The 18,079-nt window shown below is 60.6% G+C and carries 15 protein-coding genes and 1 pseudogene; 8 read left to right on the plus strand and 8 right to left on the minus strand.

Translation table 11 applies throughout. From position 1 onward, the window contains the following. Nucleotides 1-61 precede the first annotated feature (61 nt). The 8 genes and pseudogenes from ACSAMW_RS18650 to gap all read right to left on the minus strand — a co-directional run bounded on the left by ACSAMW_RS18650 (nucleotide 62) and on the right by gap (nucleotide 8,239). Nucleotides 62-421 (minus strand): DUF5064 family protein, encoded by a 360-nt coding sequence (locus tag ACSAMW_RS18650; RefSeq protein WP_500591550.1) that lies wholly within the window; start codon nucleotides 419-421, stop codon nucleotides 62-64. A gap of 78 nt (nucleotides 422-499) precedes the next feature. After that, nucleotides 500-1,255 (minus strand): methyl-accepting chemotaxis protein, encoded by a 756-nt coding sequence (locus tag ACSAMW_RS18655; RefSeq protein WP_500594074.1) that lies wholly within the window; start codon nucleotides 1,253-1,255, stop codon nucleotides 500-502. A gap of 102 nt (nucleotides 1,256-1,357) precedes the next feature. Beyond that, nucleotides 1,358-2,638 (minus strand): annotated as a pseudogene (locus ACSAMW_RS18660) (methyl-accepting chemotaxis protein); the annotation flags it as partial. A 123-nt stretch (nucleotides 2,639-2,761) separates the two neighbouring features. Then, nucleotides 2,762-3,166 (minus strand): YbaN family protein, encoded by a 405-nt coding sequence (locus tag ACSAMW_RS18665; protein WP_500591551.1) that lies wholly within the window; start codon nucleotides 3,164-3,166, stop codon nucleotides 2,762-2,764. 61 nt (nucleotides 3,167-3,227) lie between these two features. Beyond that, complete coding sequence (locus tag ACSAMW_RS18670) at nucleotides 3,228-3,836, minus strand: biliverdin-producing heme oxygenase (protein ID WP_500591552.1); 609 nt, start codon at nucleotides 3,834-3,836, stop codon at nucleotides 3,228-3,230. 42 nt (nucleotides 3,837-3,878) lie between these two features. After that, nucleotides 3,879-6,377: a TonB-dependent receptor gene (locus ACSAMW_RS18675; RefSeq protein WP_500591553.1), complete on the minus strand. Its 2,499-nt coding sequence runs from the start codon at nucleotides 6,375-6,377 to the stop codon at nucleotides 3,879-3,881. A 263-nt stretch (nucleotides 6,378-6,640) separates the two neighbouring features. Then, nucleotides 6,641-7,156: an RNA polymerase sigma factor gene (locus ACSAMW_RS18680; RefSeq protein ID WP_500591554.1), complete on the minus strand. Its 516-nt coding sequence runs from the start codon at nucleotides 7,154-7,156 to the stop codon at nucleotides 6,641-6,643. A gap of 81 nt (nucleotides 7,157-7,237) precedes the next feature. After that, nucleotides 7,238-8,239 carry a type I glyceraldehyde-3-phosphate dehydrogenase gene (gap, locus tag ACSAMW_RS18685; protein WP_500591555.1) on the minus strand — a complete coding sequence of 334 codons (1,002 nt, stop codon included), beginning with the start codon at nucleotides 8,237-8,239 and terminating at the stop codon, nucleotides 7,238-7,240. A gap of 264 nt (nucleotides 8,240-8,503) precedes the next feature. Between gap and edd the strand changes: the two genes are divergently transcribed. The 8 genes from edd (at nucleotide 8,504) to ACSAMW_RS18725 (ending at nucleotide 18,079) form a co-directional block, all read left to right on the plus strand. Beyond that, the gene (gene edd, locus ACSAMW_RS18690) at nucleotides 8,504-10,330 is read left to right on the plus strand and encodes a phosphogluconate dehydratase (RefSeq protein ID WP_500591556.1); all 1,827 of its coding nucleotides are present in this window, start codon (nucleotides 8,504-8,506) and stop codon (nucleotides 10,328-10,330) included. Then, a complete protein-coding gene (locus tag ACSAMW_RS18695) occupies nucleotides 10,327-11,283 on the plus strand; it encodes a glucokinase (protein ID WP_500591557.1) in 957 nt (318 codons plus the stop codon). Before edd ends, ACSAMW_RS18695 begins: the two co-directional genes overlap by 4 nt. A 54-nt stretch (nucleotides 11,284-11,337) precedes the next feature. Next, nucleotides 11,338-12,057, plus strand: coding sequence for a response regulator (locus tag ACSAMW_RS18700; protein ID WP_168082367.1), 720 nt, complete (start codon nucleotides 11,338-11,340; stop codon nucleotides 12,055-12,057). Nucleotides 12,058-12,091: 34 nt separating this feature from the next. Then, nucleotides 12,092-13,492 carry an ATP-binding protein gene (locus ACSAMW_RS18705; RefSeq protein WP_500594075.1) on the plus strand — a complete coding sequence of 467 codons (1,401 nt, stop codon included), beginning with the start codon at nucleotides 12,092-12,094 and terminating at the stop codon, nucleotides 13,490-13,492. Nucleotides 13,493-13,607: 115 nt separating this feature from the next. Further along, entirely contained in the window at nucleotides 13,608-14,858 is a 1,251-nt protein-coding gene (locus ACSAMW_RS18710) for a D-mannose isomerase (protein WP_500591558.1), read from the plus strand. 103 nt (nucleotides 14,859-14,961) lie between these two features. Continuing rightward, nucleotides 14,962-16,248, plus strand: a complete 1,287-nt coding sequence (locus ACSAMW_RS18715; RefSeq protein WP_500591559.1) for an ABC transporter substrate-binding protein — start codon at nucleotides 14,962-14,964, stop codon at nucleotides 16,246-16,248. An 84-nt stretch (nucleotides 16,249-16,332) separates the two neighbouring features. Beyond that, nucleotides 16,333-17,241, plus strand: coding sequence for a carbohydrate ABC transporter permease (locus ACSAMW_RS18720; RefSeq protein WP_168082361.1), 909 nt, complete (start codon nucleotides 16,333-16,335; stop codon nucleotides 17,239-17,241). After that, nucleotides 17,234-18,079, plus strand: coding sequence for a carbohydrate ABC transporter permease (locus ACSAMW_RS18725; RefSeq protein ID WP_500591560.1), 846 nt, complete (start codon nucleotides 17,234-17,236; stop codon nucleotides 18,077-18,079). Before ACSAMW_RS18720 ends, ACSAMW_RS18725 begins: the two co-directional genes overlap by 8 nt.

Raw genomic sequence — 18,079 nt, forward strand, 5'->3', positions numbered from 1 at the left:
AGGGCCTGGACGTCAGAAGCCATGGATTATGCCTCCCCCGTGCTGCCGATGAAACCCACGCTCAGGCGCCAGGCAGGTGCGCCGGGTCCACGGGACCGCCCGCGTGTCGCTCCAATTTGTTCTGGATATCGGCGAACATGGCGTCGTATTGGTGATGCACGCTGATAGGAATGATCTGCGTGGCGGGCAGGCCGTGTTGACGCGCCAGGTGATCGATGTCGCTGGCGAAGTTGAAGGCCAGGTCCCGTGGCAGGTCCAGTGCCTCGTTCAAGGCGTGGCCAGCAATATCACCTGCCACCTGGAAATGCATGATGGTGCCACGGGCGTCGCTGCGCGGTTCATAGGTGATGTCCAGCTGGTACGCGACGTCACGGGGCTGGACGGGGCTGTGTTCAAGGTGCAGGTGGCCGGGTTCGAACATGACGTACTCCTTGACAGAAACGCCCCGCAGGCCGGGGCGTCGAAGGGTCAAGCATAGACGTGCTCTGCGTTGGCTGCTTTATACCTTGAAGGGGTCCATCAAGCGCATCTGCTGGCCGGCCAGTGCGTTGAGCTGGCTGCTCACCTGGGCGGCCTCAGAGGCTTGTACGGTCAAGGCTTCGGTGACCACCCGAATGGCCGATACATTTCGGTTTACCTCTTCGGCCACGGCACTCTGCTCTTCTGCAGCGCTGGCGATCTGCAGGTTCATGTCGCTGATGATGCCTACCGCTTCACTGATGCGACTTAACGCGGACGAAGCCTGGAGGATTTGCGTAGCGTTCTCCTGGGCTTTGGCCTGGCTTGAGTGCATGGTAGCCACTACGTCGTGGGTCGCCCCCTGGATACGTTCGATTACCAGGCGAATCTCGCCTACCGAATCCTGTGTGCGCCGTGCCAGGTTGCGCACTTCATCGGCTACGACCGCGAACCCGCGGCCGCTTTCCCCAGCACGCGCCGCTTCGATGGCGGCGTTGAGTGCCAGTAGGTTGGTCTGGTCCGCAATACCCCGTATCACTTCCAGTACCGAGCCAATCTGCTCGCTGTTGACGGCAAGGGTTTGCACCTGGCCTACCGCCGTACTTACTTCCTCGGCCAGGCCATTGATGTCCACAGTGCTGCGCTCGATGATACGCAGGCCATCCCGTGCAGCCTGATCGGCACCTTTGGCGGCATTGGCAGCATTGGCAGCACTGCCGGCCACTTCATGGGCGGTGGCACTCATCTGATTGGACGCAGTGGCCACTTGGTCGATTTCCCTGAACTGGACCTGCATGCCTTCGCTGGTTTTGTGGGCGATGTCCGAGGACTGGTCGGCCGTGCTCCGGGCTTCGATGACACTGGCCTTGATTTGCGCGATCGTAGGTTGCAGCTTGTCGAGGAAGCGGTTGAACCAGTTGGCCAACTCGCCCAGCTCGTCTTTGCGAGCGTAGTGAATACGGCGCGTCAGGTCGCCTTCGCCGCTGGCAATGTCCTTTAGCATCAAGGCAACACTGGTGATAGGCCGGGTTACGCCTGAGGCCGTCAACCATAGCACCACCAGCCCCAGCAAGCCTGCCACGATGGCCACCATCAAGGTTTGCAGGGTGCCATTGGTCTGTGACTGGTCAAGCACAGCCTGGAGCTTCAACGCGTCCGCCAGCAGTACGTTGCGTGGCAGGTCGATCACCACGCCCCAGGCTGGTACGCCCTCTACCGGCACCACGGGGTAGATGGCGCGAATCACGTCGCCACGGGCCATCACCGTAGCCTTGCCGGCCTGAAGTTGCTGCAGGGTATCGCGACCGTCAACGCCTAAAGCTGCTTCAATACCCTTTCCCAGGGTGTCGGGGGTATTGCTGTCGGCAGCCAGTACGCCTTTGCTGGACAGCACCATGATATGGCCCGCGCCCTCGAACAGCTCGCCCTTTGCCTTCACGGCACTGACCTGCAAGGCGCTGAGGGCTAGGTCGACCCCCGCTACGCCGACCACCTTGCCTGCCACGCGGATGGGCACGGCCAGGGTGGTCATGAGCAGGGTCTTGCCGCCGCTGGTGTCGGCATAGGGTTCCAGCAGGCACAGCTTGCCGGTTTGCAGGGCGCAGGTATACCAACTGTTGAACGGCAGGCCACTGGCGTTTATTTCAGTCTTGGAGAGGTCATCTTCGTTGATGGCCGAATTGCTGTCATTGCCGTCGTAACGGCTCCAATAGCTGCTGAAGCGGCCGGTTTCATTGGAGCCGCGCGCCAGGTCAGCCACAAAGTCGGCATCGTTGCCGTCGAAGGCATTGGGCTGAAACACGGCCCACACCGCCAGTACGTCGCGGTTGCGCTTGAACGCCAGCGCCAAGGCCTGATTGGCCTCTTCGCGCAAGGCGGCGGCGTTGAAGTTCTGACGTTGGCGTGCGGTGCTCAATTGGGCCATCTGCTCGGCCAGGTCGCTGGTGAGCATCAGGTCTGCGCCATAGGCTTTTTGCAGCGATATAGCTTTTTCGGCAGCCTGGGCCAGCAGCAGTTTCTCAACGCTTGTGGTGAGCATGCGTTCACTGGACTGGCTCACCAGCGCGTTATTAGCGCGGCTCTGGTAAAGGTTCATGCCAACAACGGTGGCCACTACGGCAACCAGGCTCAACCCTGCCAGCAGCACTATTTTCAAACGGATGGACAGGGACTGCAGCATGGGTGTGCTCGTGGGGGGTAAGGTGGGCGAGGGCTGGCATGCCTCGAAAGCGGAGAGTTCGGCTTCGCCACCTCATCGGCCTTTTTGACCACGGCTTTATCATCTGCCGACAAGCGGTAAAGGCTAGCCAGGCCTTTTAGGGTGCTCGGGCCGCGACCAGATCCAGAGGTTGACCAGCACCATGCCGCCGATGGCCGCGTAGATCGCCCAGTAATGGCGCAAGGTGAGCCACATGACCACTGCGCACACCAGCATGCTGGCGGTGGCCGCCAGTTTGGACCGGCGTGTAATGACTTTACCCATCCGCCAGTTGCGAATGATGGGGCCAAACACCTTGTGGTTTTCCAGCCAGGCGGCCAGCCGTGGAGAACTGCGCGTGGCCGCCCAGGCGGCAATGAGGATGAATTCGGTGGTGGGCAGGCCAGGAATGAAGATGGCAACGATGCCAATGCCTACGCAGACATACGCAAGCACCCCATAAAGGACGCGAGCCAGGCGTGAGCGAGTAGGAGGGAGCTGGTCGGTCATCGGCACCGGGCAGTGATCGGGCCAGGCCACGCCATGGGCGGGCCGGGCGGTGAGTTCATGCCTATGCACGGGCAAAGGCGGTTTGCAGCAGTACCGTAAAGCGCTGGAAGGCTGCCAGGGCACCGGCTTGGGCCAGTGCATCGTCCCTGGGGCTTAGTTCAAGCGCGTCCAGCGCCTGGGTGAAACGTTTCCAGCCTGCCGCGCGGCCCTCTACAGGCGCTGCCAGGTGACGAGCCCCGTAGGTGGCAGACAACCCGAGCGCTTCGGCACGCTTGATCAGGAATGCGGCGCCGAGTTTCGACCCTTCCGACACAAAAATCCACCCCAGTGACTCACCAAAGCTGAGCAAGGCAGGCCCTCCCGGTGGCGGCTCGGGGGGTGTTACGCCCAGGTCGGCGAGGTCTGCCAGGGCGTCACTGGCGCGGCAGCGGCGGGGCAGGTCGGTAAAACAGCTACGCAGGTGCAGGTCCTGGTAGAGCCCTTCAAGGTCCGCCTGGAAAAGGTATTGGGCTGTTACGAAACGGCTGAAGCCTTCGAGGGAGTCGAAGGGCGCCTGCGCCTTTACCAGGTGATCAAGCGCTGCATGGGGCGCATGCGTGGCCTGGTTCAAGCGCTGCGAACGCAGCAAGGGCGTGATGGGTTCGAGTGCGGGGGAAGCCTGTAGAGGCATTGGGAATCGCTCCTTGAAATGATGACAGCGTGCGCAGTGGTTTTAGATATCCCAGACCAGATTGACCGAAACGTTGCGGCCTGGCTGAGTAAGGCGGTCCAGGTTGGCAGGCGCGGTGACCGAGGCTTCACCCACGCTGTCGTAGCCGCGCACGTTGTCCCAAAGCCAGTATTTTTTGTCGGCCAGGTTGTAAAGGCCCGCGTTGAGGGTGATGTCGTCACTGAGCTTGTAATAGCCGGTGAGGTCCAGCGTGCCGAAACCCGGTGTTTTGAACAGGGTGCCCCCATCGGGCGTGTTAAGGCTGCTGCTGTCCACCTGCCCTTTACGACTGACCAAGGTCCAGCTGAGCAACCCGCCGTGGCGCGGCCGGTCGTAGCCAATGCCCAGCACACTGGTTAACGGGTTGATGCTATTAAGGGGCTGGCCGGTGTCCTTGTTGCGCCCGTGGGCGTAGGCGATCGAACCTTGGGTATACAGGCCCTGCGGCGCCCCGAAGCGGTCCAAGTTGAGCCGACCTTTGGCTTCCACGCCGCGAATCGTGGCGTGGCGGATATTGCTGCTCTGGAACGTGGCTTGGTCGTAGCCGCCTTGCAGTTGGTTTTCGTCGATGAAATCCCGGTAGGTGTTATAGAACACGGCCAAGTCATAGCTGCCCGCCTCGAAGTAGCCTCGTAGCCCGGTTTCGAAACTGCGGCTTTTTTCAGGCTCCAGGTTCGGGTTGGGTTCCACCACGTAGTCACTGGCGGCGTTTTCGAACCGGCCATACAGGGCCTTGGCAGTGGGTGTACGGAACCCCTCGGCGTACTGACCGTACCAGGAGGTCTGCTCGGTGAAGGCATAGGTCACGCCCAGCTTGGGCGAGAGGCGGTGCCAGGTTTTAGTGTCGTCGCTGTACTGGGTATTGTCGCTGCCCTTGAGAGTGCGCAAAAACGCCTCGGTCAGTTTTGGTTTCAGGTGGGTGTAGTCATAGCGCACACCGGGAAGGAAGGACCAGTTGCCCAGCCGGATCTCATCCTGGGCAAACACGCTGTACGTATCGACGGTAGGGTTTGGAAAATCACTTTCCGGCGCTAAGGCGTCGCTGGGGCTGGGTTGGCCTGCGGTACAGTTGCGACCGTTCGCCAGGCAGACGCCGTAGCCGGAACGCAGGTTGGTAACTTTTTGCCGCTTGAGCGTGGCACCGTAGGTCAATGCATGATCGGTAGCGCCCAGGCTAAAGGCTTTATCCAACTGCCCATCGAAGATCCATTGACGGTCCTTGTATGAGGTTTGCCGGTGCCGTAGCACCTGGCGGGTGTAAGGGACGTACAGTTCGTCGGTCTGCTCGTCGGTCTTGGCCAACTGGTAGTTCAGGCTCCATTTGGCTTCATCGGCCAGCGGGCTGTTGAGGGTCACGTCATGGGCGATGCCGAAGCGCTCCCGTGTGCGCGTATCGTTCGTGCCTCTGGAGCGGTACATGCCCGACGCCACGCCTTGGATGAAAGGCCCGCCAATGGCGCTTTTTACGTCTGCCTGGTTGTTGCCTTTGAACCTTTCGTAGGTAAGCACCAGGCGCTCATCCTGGGCATAGGTCCACCCCGCCTTGGCAAGCACATTGGTGCTGCGCGCGTCTTCAGGGTTAGCGGCAGTACGGGCCAGCCCATTGCCGCCGTGGCTGGCGAAGGATTTGGTTTCGTGGCCGTCTCGCTGGCTCAGGTGCACAAGTGCGTCCACATTACCCTGGCGCCCTGCCACGGTACCGGACTTCAACCAGCTGTTGTCTTTGCCGCTGTAACCAGCCTTCAGGCGCGCCCCAGTGGCCTGGCCTGGCTTGATGATGTCAGCAGGGTCGAGCGTGTAATAACTGACTGCCCCACCGATGGCCGTGCTGCCATAGAGCGAAGAGCTGGGCCCGCGCAGGATCTCCACGCGTTTGATGATCTCAGGGTCTACGTAGTTGCGCTGGGTTTGTGCGTAAGGCCCGAAGAAATAGCTTTCCGGGATGCCCACGCCGTCGATCTGGGTAAGGACGCGGTCACCGTCGATACCACGAATGTTGTAACCCGTGATGCCTGCACGCTGGCCGCTACCACCCACGCTCACCCCAGGCTCATAACGCACGACGTCCTGAAGGGTGTTGACGTTGCTCTGGTCCAGTACCTGGCGATCAATCACGCTCACTGTGCCAGGCACCTCCGTCACCGCCTGGGTGTGTCGCGTGGCGCTGACGGTTATCGGTGCCAGCTCCACTGCTGTTGCCTGACGCACCAGCACGGCGGCACCTTCGCCTACCTGGCGATAACCCAGCCCGGTGCCTGCGAGCAGCTTTTCCAGCGCCTGTTCCGGCGCCATATGCCCGCTTACGCCCAATGAGAGCAGGTCGCTGCCCGTTTCGGCAGGAACCTCCACTTGCCAGCCCGTGACCAGGCTGAACGCCTTGAGTGCATTGGTCAGCGGTTGTTGGGCGATATGAAACGTGCGGCTGCCGGAGTCAGCGAAGGCAGGGGTAACGAACGCGGCAGCGAAAACCAGCAAGGCGCTGGATAGAAGAGGGTGGTACATGAACGGCTCCGTCTAGATGCGAATGTTTTGCATTGGCAGAAAGACAAGACGAACGAGCGACGCAAATGCGTAATTTTTTTAGCGGCTTATTTGGAGAGCAGGGCGGTTGTTGAGCTTTATTGCGCACCGCCTTTGTAGGAGTAGGCGTAAGCCTGCGAACATCACTCGGCTTACAGGCAAAATCACGACAGGCACTAGCCTCGTTGGCCCCATTCGCCCGCTTCGCAGGCTCCCACAAAAGTCGGCTATGCATGGCCAGCTCATCATTCCGACATGCTTTCTGTAACCTGCTGGCATATCCGCATCACTTGCTTGAGTTCTTTCTGTACGGTGCTGGCCGAGACACCTAACGCCTGAGCAATGGCTGGGCAAGGCTGGCCGTGTACCCGGTTCTGAATGAAGATGCTGCGTTGGCGTGGCGTAAGCCGAGCGACCTGCAGGCTGAGGCGCTGGAGGAGCTGATCGGTATATGCAGCTTCTTCAGCGGTGCTGCCTTCTTGGGGAATGTTGTGCACAACCTGCAAGGGCAGGTCACCGTCCAGGATGCACGTGTGTCGGCGCTGGGTACGCAGGTGGTCGAGCGCCAGGCGGCGGGCGGTTTGAAAAACGAAGGGTTCAAGGTGTTCCACGTGATAGCCCGCCAGCGCCCGCGACACCCGTAGCCATGTGTCATGCAGTAGGTCTTCGGCGACGTGTGGGTCGCCTACCATACTGTGAAGGGTGCGCAGCAGGCTAAGGCGGTGACGCAAAAAGACAGCGTCGAGGCGAGACGGATTCACGGGGGGCGACCTGGCTACGGAGGTCAGATGATAATGCTTCTCATCTTTTCAGCCGGTCAAGTCAGCCCCACCGAGAAACCATTACTTGGCGTTACACAGTGCCAGGCAGTTATCCAGCATACGGTTGGAGAAGCCCCATTCGTTGTCGTACCACGCCATGACCTTGACCATGCGGCCGATGACTTTGGTGTGATTGGCATCGAAGATCGAGGACAGCGGGTTGTTGTTGAAGTCGCATGACACCAGCGGCAGGGTGTTGTAACCCAGCACCTTGGAGCCTTCGGCGGCGGCCTTCATCAGGGCATTTACCTCAGCAACCGTGGTATCACGCTTGACGTTGATGGTCAGGTCCACCACAGACACATTGATCACGGGCACGCGCACGGCCATGCCTGTGAACTTGCCGGCCAGTGCTGGCAACACCAGGCCAACGGCTTCAGCGGCGCCGGTCTTGCTTGGGATCATCGACTGGGTGGCCGAGCGCGCCCGGAAGGGGTCGGTGTGGTACACGTCGATCAGGTTCTGGTCGTTGGTGTAGGCATGAATGGTGGTCATCAGGCCTTGTTCGATACCCAGCTCACGTTCCAGTACCTGTGCCACGGGTGCCAGGCAGTTGGTGGTACAGCTGGCGTTTGAGATGACCTGATGAGAGGCAGTCAGCACTTCATCGTTGACGCCATACACGACCGTGGCATCTGCGCCCTTGGCAGGGGCCGAGATGATGACCTTGCCAGCACCGGCGGTAAGGTGCGCAGCGGCTTTTTCACGGTCGGTGAAAAATCCGGTGCATTCGAACACAACATCTACATTGTTGGCTTTCCATGGCAATTCCGCCGGGTTGCGGATCGCCGACACCGCGATGCGGTCTCCATTGACACTCAGGCCGTTTTCATCGTGCTCGACTGTGGCATCAAACGTACCGTGCACGGTGTCGTATTTGAGCAAGTGGGCATTCATGGCACTGTCACCCAAGTCGTTGATGGCGACGACCTGCAGGTCCTGACGGTACCCCTGGGTATACAGTGCACGAAGAACGTTTCGACCGATGCGGCCGAAGCCATTGATTGCGATACGAATGGTCATGGCATTACCTACTGTCAGAGTGTGAGCGTTTCCAAACCATAGCCGGAACCGCGAAAATCTGTTTTGTTGTTGGAATTACAAGATTATTCGCATAGAAATAGAAAACAAGCCTTTTTGATGGCAGAATTTTGTTTTATCTACAACGCGTGACCGGTACGGCTCTGTCTTTTGATCGACCCCTGGCAGTTAAGTTGAAAGATTTGAAACCAGGCGGATCCTTTTGCAGCGCCCGACAACGGTCCCACTGAAAGCCTGGAGTCTTACATGCATCCCCGCGTCCTCGAGGTTACCCAACGGCTGATCGAACGCAGCCGCCCCACGCGCGAGCGTTATCTGGCCATGATCCGTGCCGCCGCGACCGAGGGGCCTCAGCGCGGCAAGCTGCAATGCGCCAACTTCGCCCATGGCGTGGCCGGGTGCGGCGCGGAGGACAAGCACCAGCTACGCCTTCTCAATGCGGCCAACGTGGCGATCGTGTCGGCCTACAACGACATGCTGTCAGCCCACCAGCCCTATGAACGCTACCCTGAGGTGATCAAGGCCGCACTGCGTGAAATGGGCTCGGTCGGGCAGTTCGCCGGTGGCGTGCCCGCCATGTGCGATGGTGTGACACAAGGCGAGCCAGGCATGGAACTGTCCATTGCCAGCCGCGAAACCATTGCCATGGCCACGGCCGTGGCGTTGTCTCACAACATGTTCGACGCGGCCTTGTGCCTGGGCATCTGCGACAAGATTGTGCCCGGCCTGATGATCGGCGCACTGCGCTTTGGCCACTTGCCGACCATTTTCGTGCCTGGCGGCCCCATGCCCTCGGGGATCTCCAACAAGCAGAAAGCCGATGTGCGCCAGCGCTACGCCGAAGGCAAGGCCACCCGCGAGGAGCTGTTGGAGTCTGAGATGAACTCCTACCACGCGCCAGGCACCTGCACGTTCTACGGCACCGCCAATACCAACCAGCTAGTAATGGAGGTGATGGGCCTGCACCTGCCAGGTTCGTCCTTCATCAACCCTAATACGCCGCTGCGCGAAGCGCTCACAGTCGAAGCCGCACAGCAGGTGACGCGCATTACCAAAGCCAGCGGCGCCTTTATGCCCCTGGGTGAAATTGTAGACGAACGGGCATTGGTCAACGCCTGCGTGGCCCTGCACGCCACAGGCGGCTCCACCAACCACACACTGCACCTGCCAGCGATCGCCATGGCCGCTGGCATCCAGTTGACCTGGAAAGACATGGCCGACCTCTCCGAGGTAGTGCCAACGCTGTCCAACGTGTACCCCAACGGTAAAGCCGACATCAACCACTTCCAGGCCGCAGGCGGCATGGCGTTCCTGATCCGTGAACTGCTGGAGGCCGGCCTGCTGCATGAAGACGTCAACACCGTAGTGGGCAAGGGCCTCAAGGCCTACACCCGTGAACCTTTCCTGGACAATGGCAAGGTGGTGTTCCGTGAAGGCCCGGTTGCCAGCCTGGACGAGGCCATTCTGCGCCCGGCCAGCCGACCGTTCTCCACCGAAGGCGGGCTTCGGGTGATGGAAGGCAACCTGGGCAGGGGCGTGATGAAGGTGTCGGCGGTGGCGCCTGAATTCCGTGTGGTTGAAGCCCCGGCCCGTGTGTTCGAGGACCAGCAGGCCCTGGCGGACGCGTTCAAGGCGGGCGAGCTTGAGCGTGACCTGGTGGCTGTTATGCGGTTCCAGGGGCCGCGTGCCAACGGCATGCCAGAGTTGCACAAGATGACGCCTTTCCTGGGCGTGTTGCAGGACCGGGGTTTCAAAGTGGCGTTGGTTACTGATGGACGAATGTCAGGTGCTTCGGGCAAGATCCCGGCCGCGATCCACGTGTGCCCTGAAGGGGCAGCGGGTGGGCCGCTGGCCAGGGTGCGTGATGGTGACATCATTCGCGTAGACGGCACGACCGGGACCCTTGAAATCAAGGTAGACCCTGCCGAATTTGCCGCACGTGAACCCGCCGTGCCTACAATCGACAGCAGCGTGGGCTGTGGTCGCGAACTGTTCAGTTTCATGCGCGTGGCGTTCAGCTCGGCCGAGCAGGGCGCCAGCGCCTTTACCTCGGCTTTGGGAGCCCTTACATGACATTGTCACTGGTAGGTGATATCGGCGGCACCAATGCACGTTTCGCCCTGTGGGAAAATGGGGCCATCCGGGCCGTCCAGGTGTTTGCCACCGCCGATTACACCAGCCCCGAGCAGGCTATTGGTCAGTACCTTAAAGACCAGGGCCTGGCGGCTGGCGCGATCAGCTCCGTCTGCCTGGCGGTAGCCGGGCCGGTGTCCGGTGATGAGTTCCGGTTCACCAACAGCCATTGGCGCATCAGCCAGAAGGCGTTTTGCAGCACGTTGAGTGTGCAGCGGTTGCTGTTGATCAATGACTTCACTGCCATGGCGTTAGGCATGACGCAGCTGCAGGAAGGCGAATTCAAGACCGTGTGTGAAGGCCAGGCACAGCCGCGCCGGCCTGCCGTGGTCATCGGGCCGGGCACGGGCCTGGGCGTGGGTACGTTGCTCTGCCTGGAAAACGGCCACTATATGGCTTTGCCGGGGGAGGGAGGCCATGTGGACCTGCCCGTGGGCAATGCGCGGGAAGCCAGGCTGCGCCAGTACATTCAGGATGAAATCGGCCATGTCAGTGCCGAAACCATTCTTAGCGGTGGTGGCCTGTTACGGCTCTATCAGGCGATCTGTGCCGTGGATGACCGCGTAGCCAAGGCGACCTCGCCGTCACAGGTGACCGAACTGGCGCTCAAGGGTGATGAAGTGGCCTGCCAGACCGTCGACCAGTTCTGCCGTTTCCTGGGGCGGGTGGCGGGTAACAATGTACTGACCGTGGGTGGGTTGGGCGGTGTGTACATCGTGGGCGGTGTGATCCCCAAATTCATCGAGCTGTTCCTGGCCAGCGGTTTCAAGGACAGCTTCGCTGACAAGGGCTGCATGAGCGGATATTTCTCAAATGTGCCGGTATGGGTGGTCACCGCCGAGTTTTCCGGCCTGATTGGTGCGGGTGTGGCCTTGCGGGAAGGGGCAGCTTGAGCGTCTAATCGGCGTCGAACGGGCGACGACCCGGGCTGACGGGAAATAAGCGCTGTGACCACTGCCGGCAAAACCATCCTTCTGGTAGACGACGACCAGGATATTCGAGAGTTGCTGACCACGTACCTGGGCCGCGCCGGCTTCCAGGTTCACGCGGTCAGCGATGGCCAGGGCTTTCGTGACGCGTTCAACGCAGCCAGCGTGGACCTAGTCATCCTGGACATCATGCTGCCTGATGAAGACGGCTTCAGCCTGTGCCGCTGGGCGCGTCAGCACCCTCGGCAGGCCCACGTGCCCATCATCATGCTCACCGCCAGTTCCGACGAGGCCGACCGTATTGTTGGCCTGGAGCTGGGGGCAGACGACTACCTGGGCAAACCCTTCAGCCCCCGCGAACTGCAGGCCCGTATCAAGGCCCTGCTGCGGCGAGCTCAATTTGGCAGCGAGCGGGTCAGCGAATTGCTCGCCTTCGATGAATGGCGGCTGGATGTAATCAGCCACCGCCTGTTCCATGTGGACGGCGAAGAAGTCATTCTTTCCGGGGCGGATTTCGCCTTGCTCAAGCTGTTCCTGGACCACCCCCAACAGATTCTGGACCGCGACACCATTGGCAATGCGACCCGCGGCCGCGAACCCATGCCCCTGGACCGCATCGTTGACATGGCCGTCAGCCGCTTGCGGCAACGGCTGCGCGATACAGACAAACCCCCTCGGCTGATCCGTACCGTACGCGGCAGTGGGTACCTGCTGGCCGCTCACGTTGTCGCTGCTTAAACGCCTGCCCCTGCCACGCTCCTTGCTGGGGCGCATGCTGATGCTGACATTGCTGGCGGTATTGCTGGCGCAAACCCTGTCCAGCGTGATCTGGCTGTCCCAACTACGGGAAACCCAGCTAGAAGGCGTCGTAACCAGCGCCCGCAGCTTGGCGCACTCCATGTCGGCCAGTGTCAGCTATTTCCGCTCTCTGCCATTGGCCTACCGGCCGCTGGTGCTGGACCAGTTGCGTAGCATGGGCGGAACACGGTTCTTTGTATCCCTCAACGACAAACCCTTGAGCATGCGGGTGTTAGGCCCCTCACCCAGGCGCCAGGCGGTGGTCAGCGCAGTGGAAGCCGTGCTTCACCAGCAATTGGGGGAGCAGGTGAACCTGACGGTGCAGTTCGTGACGCCGCAGGACCTGCGCATATTCAACAGCGGGCTGGCCCTGGATGACTTGCCACGCTCCTGGGCGCATTACGCCTTGACCTTGGAACCGGTGAACCCGCCGGTGATGGTGACCCAGATACACTTGGGTGACGGTGAGTGGCTGTACATTGCCTCATTGTTGCCCGAGCCCTATACCAGCCTGGACGAGGAGGGCCTGCCTGCCCAGCAGTTGCTGTTCATTGGTTTGACCAGCGCCTTCCTACTGATGTTCATCGGGTTGCTGGTGCATTGGCAAAGCCGCCCCTTGAAACGGTTGGCCCAGGCGGCGCGCGAATTATCATTGGGTGAAGAGCCGCAAAAGCCCTTGGCCGAAGGGGGTGGTAGCGAAGTGATGGAAGTCAGCCGCGCCTTCAATGCCATGCGCGATCGTATCAGCCGTTACCTGACGGAGCGCAGCCTGCTGTTCAGCGCCATTTCCCATGACCTGCGTACGCCTATCACCCGGCTGCGCCTTCGTGTCGAGCTGCTGGAGGATGAAACACTGCATACACGCTTTAACCGGGACCTGGACGAGCTGGACCTGTTGGTCAAAGGCGCCTTGCAGTGCGTGAAAGACACAGACATCCACGAGAACATCGAGCGGGTGGACCTTAACCAAGTGCTTGATTGCCTGGTGGAGCCTTACCTAGGGCAGGCCGGAGAGGGCCGTGTGACCCTGGAAGGGCGGGGGCGCCGCGCCTACCGGGGCAAGCCGCTGGCACTCAAGCGCTGCATGGGTAACCTGATCGACAATGCGCTCAAGTACGGCGACCGGGCGCACCTGTTTGTGGAGGATTCAGCCAAGGCCTTTGTGCTCCACGTGGATGACGAAGGGCCGGGTGTGCCCGCGCAACGCTTGGAAACGGTATTCGAACCCCATGTGCGATTGTCCAGCAATCAGCAGGGCTATGGCTTGGGGCTAGGTATCGCACGCAATATCGCCCACAGCCATGGAGGCGAGATTACTCTTCAGAACCTGCCTGCAGGTGGCTTGCGGGTGACGCTCTACCTTCCTCGCCGCTAGCGGTCAGCGCACAGTTTGGTCACCGCTCTGTGACATTTAAAAACCGCTTCGTTACCCGGGCGCGCGCTGCCCTTGGTTACACTCCAGCGCGAACAATAAAAACCAAAGGGCTTCCATGAACAGGTTCCAACCTGCATACAACAGTTGGCTGGCTGCACCTGCGCACCAGCAGTGGCTCACGGCCGAGGCGGCCCGGCTGGCTGATTTTGCCAAGGCCTCCCGGCTGGCCGAAGGCTTCGGCCACCTCGATGACAGCGGTCAGCTTGCCGACACCACTGCACAAACATTGATCACCACCCGCATGACCCACAGTTTTGCCCTGATGCACGTGAAGGGTGTGCCGGGCTATGCCGGGTACATCGATCATGGCATTGCCGCCCTTGAAGGCTGCCTGCAGGACCCCGAACACGGTGGCTGGTACAGCACCGCCAATACGGCCAGCGATGAGGGCAAGGCAGCCTACCTGCACGCCTTTGTGGCGCTGGCGGCCAGCTCTGCCGTGGCGGCGGCCAGGCCAGGTGCAACCGAACTGTTGGCCAAGGCCATCGGCATCATTGAAAGGCACTTCTGGAGCGAATCCGAAGGCGCCATGCGCGAAGCCTTTGATCGGGCCTGGGCCAACGAGGAAGCCTACCGGGGCGCCAACAGCAACATGCACACGGTGGAAGCCTTCCTGGCCCTGGCGGACGTAACCGGCGAGGTGAAATGGCTGGAGCGCGCAGTGCGGATTTGTGAGCGCGTTATTCATCAGCACGCCGCCAGCAATGGGCATCGCGTAATCGAGCACTTCAGCCCTGGATGGGCGCCTGCACTAGACTATAACCATGACCGGCCGGCGGACCCGTTCCGGCCTTACGGCAGCACACCCGGCCATGCATTCGAATGGGCTCGGCTATTGCTGCACCTTGAGGCAGCCCTTAGCCTGCGCAACCTTGACGCGCCGGCCTGGCTCCTGGCCGATGCCCGTGCATTGTTTGCAACCGCCTGCCATACGGCCTGGCAGGTGGACGGGGCGCCGGGGCTGGTTTACACCCTGGACTGGAGCGATCAGCCCGTGGTCCGGCAGCGTATGCATTGGGTGCATGCCGAAGCCAGCTCGGCGGCAGCGGCGTTGCTGCAACGTACCGGGGAAAGCGAATACGAACAGTGGTACCGCACCTTTTGGGAGTTCTCTGCGACCTACCTGCTGGATACGATCAAGGGCAGTTGGCATCACGAACTGGACGCTCATAACAGGCCTTCGGCGCAGGTGTGGGGTGGCAAACCTGACCTTTACCATGCCCTCCAGGCGGTGCTCTTGCCCACACTGCCGCTGGCGCGAAGCCTTGCCACTGGCCTGGGGGAGCCCGTTGTCACCAAGTTGTGACAAAACTGCATCCATTCGTTACCTGGCGTACTGGATACCCTGCTTACACTTCCCGCAGCGCAAGCGCCAGACTTGCAATGCATAACAACAAAAAGGTAACTCGATGAACGCGATCAATCGCCTCGCTACAGTCATATCCCTCGCCACACTCTTTCCCTTCGCTGCCCAGGCTGCCGACAGCAAAGGCACGGTCGAAGTCGTGCATTGGTGGACCTCGGGTGGTGAAAAAGCCGCTGTTGACGTGCTCAAGGCGCAGGTGGAAAAAGACGGCTTCACCTGGAAAGACGGTGCTGTCGCCGGTGGTGGCGGCTCGACCGCAATGACCGTACTGAAAAGCCGCGCCATGGCCGGTAACCCGCCGGGTGTGGCCCAGATCAAAGGCCCGGATATCCAGGAGTGGGCCAGCACCGGCCTGTTGAACCCTGATGCGCTCACGGATGTGGCCAAGCAGGAAAACTGGGACGGGCTGCTGTCCAAAAAAGTGGCTGACACCGTCAAGTACGAAGGCAAATACGTTGCGGTGCCTGTGAACATCCACCGTGTGAACTGGCTGTGGATCAACCCGGAAGTGTTCAAGAAAGCCGGCATCGACAAGGCGCCTACCACCCTTGAAGAATTCTATGCAGCAGGCGACAAGCTTAAGGCTGCTGGCTTCATTGCGTTGGCGCACGGCGGCCAACCGTGGCAGGACAGCACCGTGTTCGAAGATGTCGTGCTGTCGGTGATGGGGCCGGAAGGCTTCAAGAAGGCGTTCGTAGACCTGGATGAGAGCACGCTTACGGGCCCGGACATGGTCAAGGCCTTTACTGAGCTCAAGAAGGTCGCTACCTACATGGACGCCAACCGTGCCGGCCGTGACTGGAACCTGGCGGCCGGTGACGTGATCAGCGGTAAGGCGGGCATGCAGGCCATGGGTGACTGGGCCAAGAGCGAGTGGACCGCTGCGAAGAAGATCGCCGGCAAGGACTACCAGTGTGTGCCGTTCCCAGGCACCGACAAGGCCTTCACGTACAACATCGACTCCCTGGCTGTGTTCCTGGTCAAGGACAAGAACACCATTGCCGCTCAGCAGGATCTGGCCAAGGTGGCCTTGGGTACCGACTTCCAGAAGGTATTCAGCATCAACAAGGGCTCGATCCCTGTTCGCACCGACATGCAGAACGACATGGAGAAACTTGGTTTCGATTCCTGTGCACAGCAGGCGGCCAAGGACTTCGTAGCGGACGACAAGAGCGGCGGCCTGCAGCCAAGCATGGCGCACAACATGGCGACCTCTCTGGCCGTTCAAGGCGCGATCTTTGACGTAGTCACCAACTACATCAACAACACCAAGGCCGATCCAGCCGCCGCTGCCAAGCAACTGGCAAGCGCTATCAAGTCAGCCAAGTAACGCCGTACCTTCGCCCCTGCTATCTTTGCGTCTGGACAGCAGGGGCGATCTCGAACCCGAATGCTTCTAGCGGAACCCAAGTTTATGAGCTCAGTAGCGGCCTTGAGCAAAGCCTCGCCCCTGGATGCCCTGCAACGCTGGCTGCCCAAGCTGGTGTTGGCCCCAAGCATGCTCGTCGTGCTAGTGGGCTTTTACGGTTACATCATCTGGACGTTTATCCTCTCGTTCACCAGTTCCACCTTTATGCCGACCTACAAGTTCGTAGGCCTGCAACAATACATGCGGTTGATGGAAAACGACCGTTGGTGGGTCGCCAGCAAAAACCTGGCGGTCTTCGGCGGCATGTTCATTGCCATCAGCCTTGTGATCGGCGTGTTTCTGGCCGTGCTGCTGGACCAACGCATTCGCCGCGAAGGTTTCCTTCGCACGATTTACCTCTACCCCATGGCCCTGTCCATGATCGTGACCGGCACCGCCTGGAAATGGCTGCTCAACCCAGGCCTGGGCCTGGACAAGATGCTGCGTGACTGGGGCTGGGAAGGCTTTCGCCTGGACTGGCTGGTGGATCAGGACCGTGTGATCTATTGCGTGGTGATCGCCGCTGTATGGCAGGCGTCCGGCTTTGTGATGGCGCTATTCCTGGCCGGCCTGCGTGGCGTGGACAGTTCCATCGTGCGCGCGGCCCAGGTCGATGGTGCCAGCTTGCCCACCATCTACCTGAAAATTGTGCTGCCTAGCCTGCGCCCAGTGTTCTTCAGTGCCTTCATGATCCTTGCTCACATCGCGATCAAGAGCTTTGACCTGGTAATGGCCATGACAGCCGGTGGGCCAGGCTATGCCTCGGACCTTCCCGCCGTGTTCATGTATTCCTTCACCTTCAGCCGTGGCCAGATGGGCGTGGGCTCGGCCAGTGCCATGCTGATGCTGGGGGCTATCCTGGCCATCCTGGTGCCTTACCTCTACTCGGAACTGCGAGGCAAGCGCCATGACTGATACCCGCCTCAAGCAAGGCCTGACCCTAGACCGGGTGGCGATCTATACCGTATTGCTGGTCGCTGCGGCCATTTACCTGGTACCGCTGGTAGTGATGATGCTCACCAGCTTCAAATCGCCGGAAGATGTATTTGCCGGCAACCTGCTGAGCCTGCCTCAGGTATTTACCGTAGACGGCTGGGGCAAGGCGTGGAACACCGTGGGTGGCTACTTCTGGAACTCGGTAAAGATCACGGTGCCAGCTGTGCTGATCTCCACGTTCGTGGGCGCCCTGAATGGCTACGTGCTGTCCATGTGGCGCTTCCGTGGCTCCCAACTGTTCTTCGGCCTGTTGCTGTTCGGCTGCTTCCTGCCGTTCCAGACAGTATTGCTGCCAGCTTCCTTCACCCTGGGGCAAATGGGCCTGGCCAACACCACCACTGGCCTGGTTTTGGTTCATGTGGTGTACGGGCTGGCCTTCACCACGCTGTTCTTCCGTAACTTCTACGTCAGCGTGCCCAACGCGCTGGTAAGTGCAGCGCGGCTGGACGGGGCAGGGTTCTTTACGATTTTCGGGCGCATTCTGCTGCCCATGTCGATTCCCACCATCATGGTGTGCCTGATCTGGCAGTTCACGCAGATCTGGAACGACTTCCTGTTCGGTGTGGTGTTCGCCAGTGGCGACGCTCAGCCGATTACCGTTGCGCTGAACAACCTGGTCAATACCAGCACCGGCGTGAAGGAATATAACGTAGACATGGCTGCGGCGATGATCGCCGGGCTACCGACACTGCTGGTGTACGTACTGGCGGGCAAGTATTTCCTGCGTGGGCTGACGGCCGGCGCGGTTAAGGGGTAA

The sequence above is a fragment of the Pseudomonas sp. AB39(2026) genome (assembly GCF_059831485.1).

What these genes read in the sequence shown, in the direction of transcription:
- ACSAMW_RS18650 (WP_500591550.1), bottom strand. Translation starts at nt 421, where the DNA reads ATGTTCGAACCCGGCCACCTGCACCTTGAACACAGCCCCGTCCAGCCC.
- ACSAMW_RS18655 (WP_500594074.1), bottom strand. Translation starts at nt 1,255, where the DNA reads ATGCAGGTCCAGTTCAGGGAAATCGACCAAGTGGCCACTGCGTCCAAT.
- ACSAMW_RS18665 (WP_500591551.1), bottom strand. Translation starts at nt 3,166, where the DNA reads ATGACCGACCAGCTCCCTCCTACTCGCTCACGCCTGGCTCGCGTCCTT.
- ACSAMW_RS18670 (WP_500591552.1), bottom strand. Translation starts at nt 3,836, where the DNA reads ATGCCTCTACAGGCTTCCCCCGCACTCGAACCCATCACGCCCTTGCTG.
- ACSAMW_RS18675 (WP_500591553.1), bottom strand. Translation starts at nt 6,377, where the DNA reads ATGTACCACCCTCTTCTATCCAGCGCCTTGCTGGTTTTCGCTGCCGCG.
- gap (WP_500591555.1), bottom strand. Translation starts at nt 8,239, where the DNA reads ATGACCATTCGTATCGCAATCAATGGCTTCGGCCGCATCGGTCGAAAC.
- edd (WP_500591556.1), top strand. Translation starts at nt 8,504, where the DNA reads ATGCATCCCCGCGTCCTCGAGGTTACCCAACGGCTGATCGAACGCAGC.
- ACSAMW_RS18695 (WP_500591557.1), top strand. Translation starts at nt 10,327, where the DNA reads ATGACATTGTCACTGGTAGGTGATATCGGCGGCACCAATGCACGTTTC.
- ACSAMW_RS18705 (WP_500594075.1), top strand. Translation starts at nt 12,092, where the DNA reads ATGCTGATGCTGACATTGCTGGCGGTATTGCTGGCGCAAACCCTGTCC.
- ACSAMW_RS18710 (WP_500591558.1), top strand. Translation starts at nt 13,608, where the DNA reads ATGAACAGGTTCCAACCTGCATACAACAGTTGGCTGGCTGCACCTGCG.
- ACSAMW_RS18715 (WP_500591559.1), top strand. Translation starts at nt 14,962, where the DNA reads ATGAACGCGATCAATCGCCTCGCTACAGTCATATCCCTCGCCACACTC.
- ACSAMW_RS18720 (WP_168082361.1), top strand. Translation starts at nt 16,333, where the DNA reads ATGAGCTCAGTAGCGGCCTTGAGCAAAGCCTCGCCCCTGGATGCCCTG.
- ACSAMW_RS18725 (WP_500591560.1), top strand. Translation starts at nt 17,234, where the DNA reads ATGACTGATACCCGCCTCAAGCAAGGCCTGACCCTAGACCGGGTGGCG.